Source organism: Streptomyces lonarensis, assembly GCF_012033735.1.
Classification (GTDB): Bacteria; Actinomycetota; Actinomycetes; order Streptomycetales; family Streptomycetaceae; genus Streptomyces; species Streptomyces lonarensis.
In genome coordinates this window covers 15,610-27,899 of the sequence record NZ_JAAVJD010000049.1, presented here as the reverse complement: position 1 = coordinate 27,899, position 12,290 = coordinate 15,610, and the positions used below count along the sequence as shown (strand labels likewise).

Here is a 12,290-nt window from a genome sequence, read left to right as displayed (position 1 = left end):
GGCGGGCTGGTGCGCGCCGTCGACCGGCTGATGCGGCACGCCGACCGCCGTCGGGTGCTGGGCGCGCGCGCCAACGCGGACACCGCCGGCGACGCCCGCCGCGCCGCCCGCTTCGGGGCGGAGGGCGTCGGCCTCTGCCGCACGGAGCACATGTTCCTCGGCGAGCGGCGGCGCCTGGTGGAACGGCTGGTCCTGGCGGGGAGGGAGCAGGAGCGCGAGGAGGTGCTGGCCGAGCTGTTGCCCCTGCAACGGGCGGACTTCACCGAGCTGCTGGCCGCCATGGACGGTCGCCCCGTCACCGTCCGGCTGCTGGACCCGCCGCTCCACGAGTTCCTCCCCGACCTCACCGAACTCTCGGTGCGGGTCGCGCTGAGCGGGAACGGGAACGGGAACGGGAGCGGGAGCGACAGCGAGGCCGGGGGCCGGGGGGAGGGCGGGGACGGCCGCGACGGGCGGCTGCTGCGCGCGGTGCGGCGGCTGCACGAGCAGAACCCGATGCTGGGGCTGCGCGGGGTCCGCCTCGGGCTGGTCGTGCCCGGGCTGTTCGCGATGCAGGTCCGGGCCGTCGCCGAGGCCGCGGCGGACCGCCGTGCCGCCGGGGGCGACCCCCGGCCGGAGATCATGGTGCCGCTGGTGGCCGCCGTGCGGGAGCTGGAGATCGTGCGGGAGGAGGCGGAGCGGGTCGTCGCCGACGTCGCCGCCCATCGCGGCCCGGTCCCGACGGTGCCGGTGGGCACCATGATCGAGCTGCCGCGCGCGGCGCTGACCGCCGGGGAGATCGCGGGCGCCGCCGACTTCTTCTCCTTCGGCACCAACGACCTGACGCAGACCGTCTGGGGGTTCTCCCGGGACGACGTGGAGGGCAGCTTCTTCGCCGGCTACCTGGAGCGCGGCGTCTTCCCGGCCTCGCCGTTCGAAACGATCGACGCCGCCGGGGTCGGCACCCTGGTGCGCACCGCCGCCCGCACCGGGCGGGCCACCTCCCCGGACCTCGGGCTGGGGGTGTGCGGGGAGCACGGCGGCGATCCGGCGTCGGTGCGGTTCTTCCACGAGGCCGGCCTGGACCACGTCTCCTGCTCGCCGTTCCGGGTGCCGGTGGCCCGGCTGGAGGCGGGACGGGCAGCGGTCGGCGGGCGCTGACGGCGGTCTGACCGCGGGCGACAGCTGCAGGTCCGCTCAGCGCAGGTGGCGTGTCTGGCGCGCCATGAGGGCGCTGACCGCGTCGATGCTGTCGCCCTGGCCGTAGTCGTCGGCGATGCGGTTGGGGCGGGTGAACCCGCAGGAGGTGCAGCGGTGCACCACCGCCAGTCCCTTGCCGCGCGGCTGGTCGACCCGCTCGGGCCGCATCAGGCCCCGGCACTCGCTGGCACGGTCGCCGGGGTGCTCGTCCACGTGCTTGGACCACAGGCAGTGGGGGCAGTGGTTGCGGTAGCTGCCGTTCCGCAGCGGTGTCACCGGCCGGGAGCAGTTCTCGCAGGTGAAGCCCTGGTTCTGGGCGGCTCGGCGGTCGATGGCGGTGGCTCCCGTCCAAAGGGGCCGGCCCGCCGGAGCGGCCCGGCCGGTCAGATGCGGTCGAAGGGCGCAGCGTACCGGAACCCGCCGCGGAGCCGCGGGGTCCAGGCGGCCAGCGGACGCACCTGGAAGTAGTCGCCCCACGCCGGCTCGGGCGGGTCGATCCGGTACTCGGTCGCCGCCCGGAAGCCGAACCTGCCGTAGTAGCGGGGGCTGCCCAGCAGCGCCACCAGCGGCTCGCCGCGTGCCTCGGCCGCACCGAGCACCGCGTGGACCAGGGCCTGGCCGATGCCGCGGCGCTGGTGGGCGGGGTGCACGCTCAGTGGCCCCAGCCCCACCGCCGGCGCGCCGTCGACGGTGCCGCGCGTGCACACCACGTGCCCGCTGACCTGTCCGCCGTCGGTGACGGCCACCAGGGACAGCTCGGGAATCCAGCCGCGGTCGTCGCGCAGCCGGGCCAGGAGCGTGGTCTCGACGGGCTCGGGATTCTCCGGCGAGGTGAACGCCGCCGTCGTCACGTGCTGGACGGACGGGATGTCGGAGGGGATCTCGCGTCGGATGAGCATCGGCACATTCTGCGACGCACACCCCGCCCCGACAATGGGGTTTCACGGCGTGTCGCGAGGCCGGGGGCGGGTGCGGCCGCGGCGCCCGCGGGGTGGTCCGGTCGGCGGGGCGGCACGGCCGCGCCGCCCCGCCGACCGGACCGGGCGGGTCAGTCCGCGCTGACCTCGACGGGGCAGACGAGCGCCCGGTCGTACCCGACGCGGCGCTCCTCACCGGTCAGGACCAGCGGGAGGGTGTGCCGCACATCCGAGCTGGAGGCCGCCAACCGCAGTTCCAGCGCGCCGGGTTCGACGATCCGCTCCGTCGCGCCCAGCGGGTAGGACGCCAGGTCGGGGTGGAACCGGAAGCGGACCTCGGCGCTCTCGCCCGTCCCCAGCGGCACCCGCGCGTAGCCGACCAGCCGGACCACCGGCCGCACCGTGCGGGCCACCGGGTCGTGCAGGTACAGCTGCACCACCTCGGTACCGGCGCGGTCGCCCGTGTTGCGGACGCGCAGCCGCACCTCGACGGCGCTCCCCGTGTCGGTCTCCGAGGCGGACAGCGACGCGTCGTCCCAGGAGAACGTGGTGTAGGAGAGACCGTGGCCGAACGGGTACAGCGGCGAGGGGTCCAGGGAGCTGGCGCCGCCGGCCTGGCCGAGCGGTGCGGCGAGGTAGCCGTAGGGCTGGCCGCCGCGGTGCCGCGGCACGCCCACCGGCAGTCGCCCGGAGGGGTTGACCCGCCCGGAGAGCACACCGGCGACCGCCGCGCCGCCCTCCTGGCCGGGGAAGAATGCCTGCACCACGGCGGCCAGCCGGTCGGCCCACCGGCCCAGGGCGTAGGGCCGCCCACCGAGCACGATCAGCACCACGGGAATGCCGGGCCCCTCGGTCGCGGCGAGCGCCGCGTCGATGATCTCGCCCTGGCCCTCCGGGAGTTCGAGCTCCGCGACGTCGCACCCCTCGCCGGAGGTGCCGCGGCCGAAGAGCCCGGAGCGGTCGCCGACCACCACCAGGGCGAGGTCGGAGCCCGAGACGGTGGCGAAGACCGCCTCCGTCCCGGCGCCGGGCCGGGTGTCGGCACCGGGCAGGTCGACGGAGGTGGTGGGGGAGTCCGCCGAGTCGCTGGGAGCGTCGGAGATCGGGCCGCCGCCCGCCGCGGCGACCGCCGTGGAGTGCACGAACCGGCTGCCGGGCAGCTCCCGGCAGAGCGACTGCAGCAGCGTCGGCACCTCGACGCCGAGCGGCAGCCCCGGATGCTCGGTGCCGACGTGGCGGGGGAAGGTGTAGCAGCCGAGCATCGCCGCCGGGTCGTCCGCCAGCGGGCCGAGCACGGCGACCTGCCGGTGCCGTCCGAGCGGGAGGACGTTGTCGCGCGCGGCCAGCAGCACCACCGACTCCTCGGCGAGCCGGCGGGCGACGTCGCGCAGCTCGGGCGGGTCGAGGTCGACGCCCGGCGACGGTTCGGGGCCGTCCGCGACCCCGGCCTCCCCGTGGCCGGCGGTCGCGTCGCCCTCGTCGCTGCCACCGCCGCCGGCGGGGTCCCGCCGCAGGGCGGGCGGCTCGGGCGACCAGTCGGGGTCGAGCAGACCCAGCTCGGCCTTCTGCGTCAGGACCCGCAGCGCCGCGCGGTCCACCAGCTCCTCGGCGACCTCACCGGAGCCGACCAGTTCCGCCAGGGCGTCGCCGTAGCAGCGCACGGCCGGGAGCTCGATGTCGACGCCGGCCGCCAGCGCCAGTGCGCCGGCCCGGCCGGGGGAGTCGGCGACGCCGTGGGACAGCTCCAGGAACGACACCCCGAAGTAGTCCGCCACCACGGTGCCGGTGAACCCCCACTCCTCGCGCAGCAGTTGCGTCAGGAGACCGTGGTGGGCGGCGGCCGGCACGCCGTCCAGGTCGTTGTAGGCGTGCATCACCGACCGGGCGCCGCCCTCGCGCAGCGCGGTCTCGAACGGCGGGAGGTAGACCTCCGCCAGCTCCCGGGGGCCGACCGCCACCGGCGCGTGGTTGCGGGCACCCCGCGACCCCGAGTACCCGGCGAAGTGCTTCAGCGTGGCCACGATGCCCGCCGACTCCAGCCCCCGCACGTAGGCGGCGCCGATGGTCCCCACCAGGTAGGGGTCCTCGCCGATGGTCTCCTCGGTCCGGCCCCACCGCGGGTCGCGGGTCACGTCCAGCACCGGGGCCAGCCCCTGGTGGATGCCGACCGAGCGCAGCGAGGCGCCCACCAGCGCGGCGGCCTCCTCGACCAGCTCCGGGTCGAACGCGGCGCCCCAGGCGAGCGGGGTCGGCAGGATGGTGGCGCCCCACGCGGTGAAACCGGTGAGGCACTCCTCGTGGGCCATGGCCGGGATGCCGAACCGGTTGGCCTCCCGGATGCGGCGCTGCGCGTCCCGCAGCGCCGCGGTGCCCTCGTCCGCCGTGACGGGCCGGGTACCGAACGGGCGGGTGAGCTGGCCCAGTCCGTGGCGGAGCAGGCCCTGGTCGTCGATCTCCTGCGCCAGCCGGCGCTGGGAGGGCGCCACCTCCTGCCCGTCGGCGCCGGTCGCGGAACCGGGCCAGATCGAGGCGAGCTGCCCGAGCCGCTCCTGGAGCGTCATGCGCTCCAGCAGGTCGGCGGCGCGTTCGGCGGGGGAGAGGGAGGTGTCCTGCCAGGGGTCGGTCATGTGGCTCCTTCGGGGTCCGTGTGTCACTGACCGCGGGTCATCGTCCGCCTACCCCCATCAGACCGTTCACCAGTTGGCGCCGGGCCAGGAGATAGGCGGCGAAGATGGGGACGACGGACAGCACGACGGCGGCGAGGAGCGCGGGTACGTCGACCCGGAACTCGCCCACGTAGTCGTACAGTCCGAGGGTGAGGACCCGGGTGTCCCGGGACTGGGTGAGGAGGAACGGGAAGAGGAACCCGTTCCACGCCTGGAGTGCGGAGAAGACCCCGACGGTGGCGATGCCCGCGCGGGACATGGGGACCGTCAGGTTCAGCAGCGTCCGCAGCGGGCCGGCGCCGTCCAGGGCCATCGACTCGTAGGTCTCCTCGTCGATGTCCCGCATGGTGCCGACCAGGATCAGCACCCCGACGGGCAGCGCGAACGCCGCCGTCGGGAGGATCACCGCGGCCAGCGTGTCGTAGAAGTTCAGCTCGGTGATGATCAGGTAGACGGGGATGATGACGGCCTGGGAGGGGATGGCCAGACCCAGCAGGAAGAGCTGGAACACCCGGCGGGAGGCGGCGTTGCGGGTCCGCACCACCGAGTAGGCGACCGTCACCGCGAGCACCACCACCAGCGCCGCGCAGGCCGCCGTCACCACCACGGTGTTGAGGAGGTAGGTCAGGAAGTCACCGGCCAGCACCCGGCGGTAGCTCTCCACGGAGGGCGAGGTCGGCAGGGCGAGGGCGCCGCGTTCGAGGTAGTCCTCCCGGGTGCGGAGCGTCGCCGACACCAGGATGTACAGCGGGATCAGGACGATCGCCAGCCAGAGCGCGGCCCCGGCACCGGCCGGGATGTTGGCGCGTCGCCACAGCGGTCGGTGCCGGCTCGGCGTCGGGGCCGTGGCGGGGGGCACAGTCTTCACATCCCCTCCCGGGTCGATCGCATGCGGCCGAAGCCGGTGAGGCGGACCATCAGCAGGGAGACGCCGGTTGCGACGACCACCAGGGAGGTGGCGACGGCGCTGGCGTAGCCCAGGTCGAAGGCGCGGAATCCCGTCTCGTACATCAGGTACGGCACGATCGTGGTGGCGGACCCGGGCCCGCCGCCGGTCAGGATCAGCACCGTCTCGAAGTAGGTGAGCGATCCGACCACCATCAGCACCGACGAGGTCACCACCGTGTTCCGCAGCTGCGGCAGGGTCACGGCGAAGAACTGCCGCACGGTGCCGGCCCCGTCGATCGAGGCGGCGTCGTACAGCGACCGGGGGATCTGCCGGGCGCCGCCCTGGTAGAGCAGGGCGTGGAACGGGATGAACTGCCAGGCGGCGACGAACGCGACGGCCAGCAGGGCGCCGCGCGGCGAGCCCAGCACGTTGGCGTCACCCAGCTCCAGCCACCGTGCCACGTCCGCGGCCAGACCGAAGTGGGGGTCGAGGATCGACCGCCACACCAGGGCCAGCGCCACCGAGGAGGCGAGCAGCGGGAGGAAGAACAGCGCGGACAGCACGGCGCGGGAGCGCTGGTGCCCGGCGGACCAGACGCCGAGCAGCAGCGCCACCGGGGTCTGGAAAGCCCAGCTCAACAGTGTGAGCAGCAGGCTCAGTCGGAGCGCCCGGTGCATGGCGGGGTCCGACCGGAGCCGGGTCCAGTTCTCGACACCGGTCCAGGTCGGCGCGGAGAGCCCGTCCCAGCTGGTGAAGGAGAGCCACGCGACGAGCACCATGGGGGCGGCGGCGAAGAGGCCGAAGAACAGCAGGCCGGGAACGGCCCACAGCACGCCGGGGCGGCCGGTGTCCCGCGCCCGCCGCCGCCCGGCCACGGGGGCGGGCGACGACGGGCGCGGGGACTCGGCCCGCCGGGCGGAGGCGGGTATCGGGGGCGGGGCGGACACTTAGGAGACGCCCCGCAGGGTGTCGGCGAACTCCTGCGCGGTGAGGCCGCCGCTGAAAAGGTCGTCGACGGCGTTCATCATCTCCGTCGCGGCGCGGTTGGGCAGCGCCTGGTCCCAGGACTGCGTGAACGCCGAGGCCTCGGTGATGAGGTCGTACTGGAACCGGGCGAACTCCGGGTCCGGGTGGTCGTCGAGCCGGTCGTCCACGCCGACGGTGCCGGGGATGTCGCCGTTGGCCACCAGCGCCGAGAGGTACGTGTCGTCGGTGGTGTGCTTGAGGAACTCCAGTGCGGCGTCGAGCCGTTCGCCCTCCAGCTCCGAGTTGACCGACCAGTAGTTGTTGGGGTTGCCCACGATGGTGGACGCCTCGCCCGCGCCGTCGGTGAACACCGGGAAGGTGCCGTACCCCAGCCGCTCCCGGGCGAACTCCTCGGCGTTCGCCAGCTGGCTGCCGTACTCCCAGCTGCCCATGAGGTGCATGGCCGCCCTGCCCTGGGCGAAGTAGGTGGAGACGCCGTCGTTGGTGTAGGCGTTGGAGAGGAAGGTCGAGCCGAAGGCGCCGTCCTCGATCAGGTCGAGCGCGGTCTGTGCGCCGGCCACCACGGCCGGGTCGCCCCACGCCTCGGTGTCGCCGCTCTCGATCTGCTGCCACACCTCCGCGCCGCCGATCCGGTCCAGCAGGTACTCCAGCCACATCAGCGAGGTCCAGGCGTCGGCGCCGCCGAGCGCCACCGGGGTGACGCCCTCCTCCTGGAAGAGCTCGATCAGCTCCTCCATCTCCTCCCAGGTGGTGGGGGGTTCGGCGCCGACCTGCTCGAACAGCTCGGTGTTGTGGAAGAGGATCACGGGCTGCACGCCGCGCATCGGCACCCCGTAGACGCCGCCGTCGATCTCGGCCGCGGCGAGGACCGTGGGGACGAAGGCGTCCCGCAGCTCGTCCGTCTCGGCGAGGGTGTCGGTGAGGTCGACCAGCATGTCCTGCTGGACGAAGTCGCTGATGGAGCCGCTGCCCCAGTTGAAGAAGATGTCCGGCGCGTTGGGCGTGCCCATCGCGGTGCGCATCCGCTCCTGGTAGTTGGCGCCCGGTATCTCCACCAGTTCGAGCTGGACGTCGGAGTTCTCGTTGAAGCGTTCCACGGCCTCGGCCTGGATGTGCGTCGAGGCGTCCTGGTAGGTCCACACCTCCAGGGTCTGGGCACGGGAGGGGCCGCCGCTGCCGCAGGCGGCGAGGGTGCCGGCCAGCAGGACGGCGCCGGCGAGCGTGGCCGCCGGGGTTCGCAGCCGCGGGTGGAGGTCGAATGGCATCGCAGGGCACCTTCCGGAAGTTCGCCGATAATTCTCGGTGCTGGTGCGGAAGAAACGTAGGGCCGGGCGGCGGGGGCGTCAACGGGTCGGACCGGGCTATCTGACGGCGCGTCGGGTCGCCGCTGGTGGGGCGGTCGGGCGACTTCGGCGGAAGCCGGGGCGCCGGGCGGGCTGTCGGTTCCCGGGGGCGTTGGCGCGGGCACGCTCAGGGCCCCGCCGGCCTCGGGTGGGCGAGGCGGGCGGGGTGGGACGGCAGGAGCGGTCGGCGCGGCCGGGCGGTCGGTGGGGCCGGTGCGGTCGGGGTCGTGGCGGCTCCGGGGCGCGTGGCTCCGCGGCGGGGCGATGGGCCGGCGGTCGGGCGGCTCTCGGTCGGTCGTCCGTCGGGCGGTTTCCGGTCGGGGTGGGTGTCGGTCGGTGTCGGTCAGGCGCCCGGCGGGGTGGAGCCGCCGGGTGGCGCGGTGCTGGCCCGGATCACCAGCTCGGTGGCCAGCTCCAGTCGCGGCGAGTCGGGTGCCTCGCCGCGCGCCTGGCCCAGGACGGTACGGGCGGCCATCTTGCCCATCTCCGCCAGCGGTTGGCGCACCGTCGTCAGCGGCGGCGACGCCCAGCGCATCTCGGGCAGGTCGTCGAAGCCGACGACGCTCATGTCCTGCGGAACGCGCAGCCCGCGCTGGCGCAGCGCCTCGATGGCACCCAGCGCCATCTGGTCGCTGGAGGCGAAGACCGCGGTCGGCCGCTCCGCCAGCTCCAGCAGCCGGTTGCAGCCCGAGAACCCCGACGCGTGGTAGAAGTCGCCCGGGACCGTCAGCTCCTCGCTGACCGGCACCCCGGCGGCGGCCAGCGCCGCCCGGTGCCCGTCCATCCGGGCCCGGCTGCACAGCAGTCGGGGCGGGCCGGCGATGAACCCGATGCGCCGGTGCCCCTGGTGCAGCAGGTGCTCGGTGGCGGCCAGTCCGCCCGCCCAGTTGGTGGCGCCGATCGTCGGGGCGTCCAGCGCGGGCGAGCCCGCCGGGTCGACCGCCACGATGGGCACGCCGAGCCGGTGCAACTCGTCGTGGAGCAGCGGCTCCAGCACGGAGGTCACCAGGATCACGCCGTCCGAGGTGCGGGCGCGCAGGTTCCGCATCCACTGGCGGGCGGGGCCGGCGCGGTCGTGGATCGCCGAGACGACCACCCCCACGCCCCCCTCGTGCGCGACCTCCTCGACCCCGCGGATGATCTCCACCGCCCAGGGGCTGTCGAGGTCGTTGAAGACCAGGTCGAGCAGGGCGGCGCGGTCGCCGCCGCCGCTGCCGGTGCGGCGGCGGTAGCCGTGCCGCCGCAGCAGCTCCTCCACCCGGGCCCGGGTCTGGGGGGCCACGTCGGAGCGGCCGTTGACGACCCGGGAGACGGTGGGAACCGAGACACCCGCCTCCCGCGCGATGGCGGTGATGGTCACCCGGCCGCCGTCGCGGCCCCCGGTCCCGGTCGCGTCGATGTCGCTGGTCACGCCTCTCCCACCCGTCCGCCACTCGCTTCGGTGATCGCATTCTCCCCCGGCCCGGCTTGTGGCCGGAAGAGTCGCCCTCGCGCTCCGGAAGTCTTTCAACTCTATTCCGGAAGTCTTGACGGACACCAGGGTGCCCTCTAGACGGAGAGGCAACACCTCCGCGGTCCGGGCTCGTTCGCCGCACCGCCGCACCGCCGCACCGCCGCACCGCCGCACCGCCGCACCGCCGCACCGCCGCACCGCCGCACCGCCGCACCGCACCCCCACACGGACCACGAGCCGCGGACGCACGCCCGTCCGCGGAGACGAAAGGGGAACCGCCATGCGCCCGGCACGCAGAGCCGCCGTCGCCATCGCCGCCGGCACGCTCCTCACCGGCCTCGCCGTCCACGGCACGGCCACCGCCACCGCCCCCGTCACCGAGGAGGCCGCCCGGACCCTCAGCGTCACCGCCCCCGCGCAGGCGGACACCCTCCGGGAGGCCGCCGCCGAGCAGGGGAGGTTCATCGGCACCGCCCTGAACGACGCCCTGCTCGGCAACTCCGCCTACACCGCCATCGCCGGGGGCGAGTTCAGCTCGGTGACGGCGGAGAACGCCATGAAGTGGGGCTCGCTGGAGTCGACGCGCGGCCAGTACAACTGGGCCGGCGCGGACCGGCTGGTGGAGTTCGCCGCCGCCAACGACCAGCAGGTCTACGGCCACACCCTCGTCTGGCACAGCCAACTGCCGGGCTGGGTGGAGAACGGCGGCTTCGCCCCCGCCGAGCTGCGGGAGATCGTCGACAACCACATCGCGACGGTCGCGGGTCGCTACGCCGGCAGCATCGACCGCTGGGACGTGGTCAACGAGGCGTTCAACGAGAACGGCACCTTCCGCGACACCGTCTTCCTGCGGGCCTTCGGCGAGCGGTACATCGCGGACGCGTTCCACGCAGCCCACGCCGCGGACCCCGGGGCGAAGCTGTTCATCAACGACTACAACACGGACGGGATCAACGCGAAGAGCGACGCCATGTACCGGCTCGTCTCCTCGCTGCTCGCCGACGGCGTCCCCGTCCACGGCGTCGGGTTCCAGTCGCACATGATCCTCGGCCAGATGCCCGCGTCCTACCGCGCCAACCTCCAGCGGTTCTCGGATCTGGGGCTGGAGGTCGCCGTCACCGAGCTGGACATCCGGATGAACACCCCCGCGGACCCCACGCGGCTCGACCGGCAGGCCGACCAGTACCGGCAGGTCGTCGACGACTGCCTGGCGGTGAGCGGCTGCTCCGGGGTGACCGTCTGGGGGATCAGCGACCGGGACTCCTGGATTCCCGGGGTCTTCCCGGGTGAGGGCGCGGCCAACCTGTACGACGACGACTACCGGCCCAAGCCCGCCTACTGGGCGGTGCTGGACGCGTTCGGCGGCGCCCCCGGCCCCGACCCGACCGACCCCGACCCGACCGACCCCGACCCGACCGACCCGGACCCGACGGACCCGACCGACCCCGGTACGCCGGCGGGGTGCACCGCGTCCTACCGCGTCCTGAACTCCTGGGGCGGCGGCTCCGTGGTCGAGGTCTCCGTCACCACGACCACCGCGCTCAGCGGCTGGCAGGCCCGGTTCACGCTGCCGTCCGGGGCCCGCGTCACCAACGGCTGGAACGCGGTCTTCGCCACCGGCGGCGGTGCCGTGACCGCCTCCCACGTCGCCCACAACCGGGTCGTCCCGGCGGGCGGCACCGTCACCTTCGGCTTCCAGGCCGACACCGGCGCCCACGCCGCCCCCGCCGTCGCGCTCAACGGTGCGGAGTGCGCGCGGAGCTGACCCCCGACCGCCGGCCCGTACCACCCCCGCGGGTCGGCAGCGCCCCGCCCCCGGCCCCGCCCGGCCGGGGGCGGGGCGTCACTCCTCGTCCCACGCCCCGGTGGCCGCCGTCCGCCGCGCGTACTCCGAGAAGTCCCGCGGCGGGCGGCCCACCGCCCGCTCCACGCCGTCGGCCGGGGTGGAGCACGACCCGTCCAGCGTCTCGCGCAGGGTGACCATCGCGGCCGTCGCCTCCGCCCGCCCGGCGCCCCGGGCGACCATCTCGGCCAGGTAGGCCGAACGCGACATCGGGCGGTAGCGCACCTCGCGGCCCGCCGCCCAGCCGATCTCCGCGACCGCCTCCCGGAACGTCAGCGCCCGCGGCCCGGTCAGCGTGTACACCTGCCCGGCGTGGCCGGGGGCGGTCAGCGCCGCCACCGCGACGTCGGCCACGTCGGCCAGGTCCACGAACGGCTCGGCCACCTCGCCCGCGGGCAGCGACACCGTGCCGCGGAGCACCTCGGGCAGCAGGAAGTCCTCCGAGAAGTTCTGGGCGAACCAGCAGCCCCGCAGCATCGTCCAGGAGGTGTCGGTGCCGCGCAGTCCCTCGATCACCGCCTCCTCCGCCCGTGCGGCGCTGCTCATGCCGCGCCCGGAGAGCAGCACCAGCCGCTCCGCGCCCGCCGCCGCGGCCGCCCGCGCCAGCGCGCCCAGCCGCTCCGGCGCGGCCGGATCGCTCAGGTCCGGGGCGTACGCCGCGTACACGGCCCGCACCCCGGCCAGCGTCGCCGGCCAGCCGGCGGGCTCCTGCCAGTCGAAGGGCGCCGTCACGGCCGCCCGGGAGCCGACCCGCACCCGCGCCCGCATCGCGCGCAGCCGTCCGGCGACCCGCCGTCCGGTCTTCCCCGTGCCCCCCAGCACCAGCACGTCGGGGCCCGCCTCCGCCGCCCCGTCCCGCCCCGCCGCCCCGCCGCCGGGACCGAGCAGGGCGCAGTCCGTGAGATGACCTCCCCGGCGGCGCCCCGGCCCCCCACCCGCTGCGGCCCCGTTGTCCGCATCGTTGTCCATGGGGAAAGTCAACCCTGTCCGCCGCCCGCTGCCGTGCACCCGCG

Annotated in this window: 10 protein-coding genes; 2 read left to right on the top strand and 8 right to left on the bottom strand. The window is 74.9% G+C overall.

Annotated features, from left to right (window positions below; translation table 11 throughout):
- Positions 1 to 1,140, top strand: a 1,140-nt coding sequence (locus tag HCN56_RS09285) for a putative PEP-binding protein (protein WP_312871146.1), incomplete at its 5' end; no start/stop codon positions are given.
- A 36-nt stretch (positions 1,141 to 1,176) separates the two neighbouring features.
- On the opposite strand, the gene HCN56_RS09280 is transcribed toward HCN56_RS09285, so the two are convergent.
- The 7 genes from HCN56_RS09280 to HCN56_RS09250 all read right to left on the bottom strand — a co-directional run bounded on the left by HCN56_RS09280 (position 1,177) and on the right by HCN56_RS09250 (position 9,392).
- Positions 1,177 to 1,656: an RNHCP domain-containing protein gene (locus HCN56_RS09280; protein ID WP_312871145.1), complete on the bottom strand. Its 480-nt coding sequence runs from the start codon at positions 1,654 to 1,656 to the stop codon at positions 1,177 to 1,179.
- Positions 1,563 to 2,078: a GNAT family N-acetyltransferase gene (locus HCN56_RS09275; RefSeq protein ID WP_167969037.1), complete on the bottom strand. Its 516-nt coding sequence runs from the start codon at positions 2,076 to 2,078 to the stop codon at positions 1,563 to 1,565. The genes HCN56_RS09280 and HCN56_RS09275 overlap by 94 nt, the downstream gene beginning before the upstream one ends.
- A gap of 149 nt (positions 2,079 to 2,227) precedes the next feature.
- On the bottom strand, positions 2,228 to 4,723 hold the full coding sequence (locus HCN56_RS09270) for a glycoside hydrolase family 3 N-terminal domain-containing protein (RefSeq protein WP_167969036.1): 2,496 nt from the start codon (positions 4,721 to 4,723) through the stop codon (positions 2,228 to 2,230).
- A gap of 37 nt (positions 4,724 to 4,760) precedes the next feature.
- Entirely contained in the window at positions 4,761 to 5,630 is an 870-nt protein-coding gene (locus tag HCN56_RS09265; protein ID WP_376770860.1) for a carbohydrate ABC transporter permease, read from the bottom strand.
- Positions 5,627 to 6,526 carry a carbohydrate ABC transporter permease gene (locus tag HCN56_RS09260; protein WP_312871144.1) on the bottom strand — a complete coding sequence of 300 codons (900 nt, stop codon included), beginning with the start codon at positions 6,524 to 6,526 and terminating at the stop codon, positions 5,627 to 5,629. The genes HCN56_RS09265 and HCN56_RS09260 overlap by 4 nt, the downstream gene beginning before the upstream one ends.
- A gap of 72 nt (positions 6,527 to 6,598) precedes the next feature.
- On the bottom strand, positions 6,599 to 7,903 hold the full coding sequence (locus HCN56_RS09255) for an extracellular solute-binding protein (RefSeq protein ID WP_167969035.1): 1,305 nt from the start codon (positions 7,901 to 7,903) through the stop codon (positions 6,599 to 6,601).
- 421 nt (positions 7,904 to 8,324) lie between these two features.
- Positions 8,325 to 9,392 (bottom strand): LacI family DNA-binding transcriptional regulator, encoded by a 1,068-nt coding sequence (locus HCN56_RS09250; protein ID WP_312871143.1) that lies wholly within the window; start codon positions 9,390 to 9,392, stop codon positions 8,325 to 8,327.
- Between the two features lie 322 nt (positions 9,393 to 9,714).
- On the opposite strand from HCN56_RS09250, the gene HCN56_RS09245 reads away from it, so the two are divergent.
- Complete coding sequence (locus HCN56_RS09245; protein ID WP_167969034.1) at positions 9,715 to 11,199, top strand: endo-1,4-beta-xylanase; 1,485 nt, start codon at positions 9,715 to 9,717, stop codon at positions 11,197 to 11,199.
- Between the two features lie 78 nt (positions 11,200 to 11,277).
- On the opposite strand, the gene HCN56_RS09240 is transcribed toward HCN56_RS09245, so the two are convergent.
- A complete protein-coding gene (locus tag HCN56_RS09240) occupies positions 11,278 to 12,246 on the bottom strand; it encodes a Rossmann-fold NAD(P)-binding domain-containing protein (RefSeq protein WP_167969033.1) in 969 nt (322 codons plus the stop codon).
- Positions 12,247 to 12,290: the final 44 nt, after the last annotated feature.

What these genes read in the sequence shown, in the direction of transcription:
- HCN56_RS09240 (WP_167969033.1), bottom strand. Translation starts at nt 12,246, where the DNA reads ATGGACAACGATGCGGACAACGGGGCCGCAGCGGGTGGGGGGCCGGGG.
- HCN56_RS09245 (WP_167969034.1), top strand. Translation starts at nt 9,715, where the DNA reads ATGCGCCCGGCACGCAGAGCCGCCGTCGCCATCGCCGCCGGCACGCTC.
- HCN56_RS09275 (WP_167969037.1), bottom strand. Translation starts at nt 2,078, where the DNA reads ATGCTCATCCGACGCGAGATCCCCTCCGACATCCCGTCCGTCCAGCAC.
- HCN56_RS09270 (WP_167969036.1), bottom strand. Translation starts at nt 4,723, where the DNA reads ATGACCGACCCCTGGCAGGACACCTCCCTCTCCCCCGCCGAACGCGCC.
- HCN56_RS09255 (WP_167969035.1), bottom strand. Translation starts at nt 7,903, where the DNA reads ATGCCATTCGACCTCCACCCGCGGCTGCGAACCCCGGCGGCCACGCTC.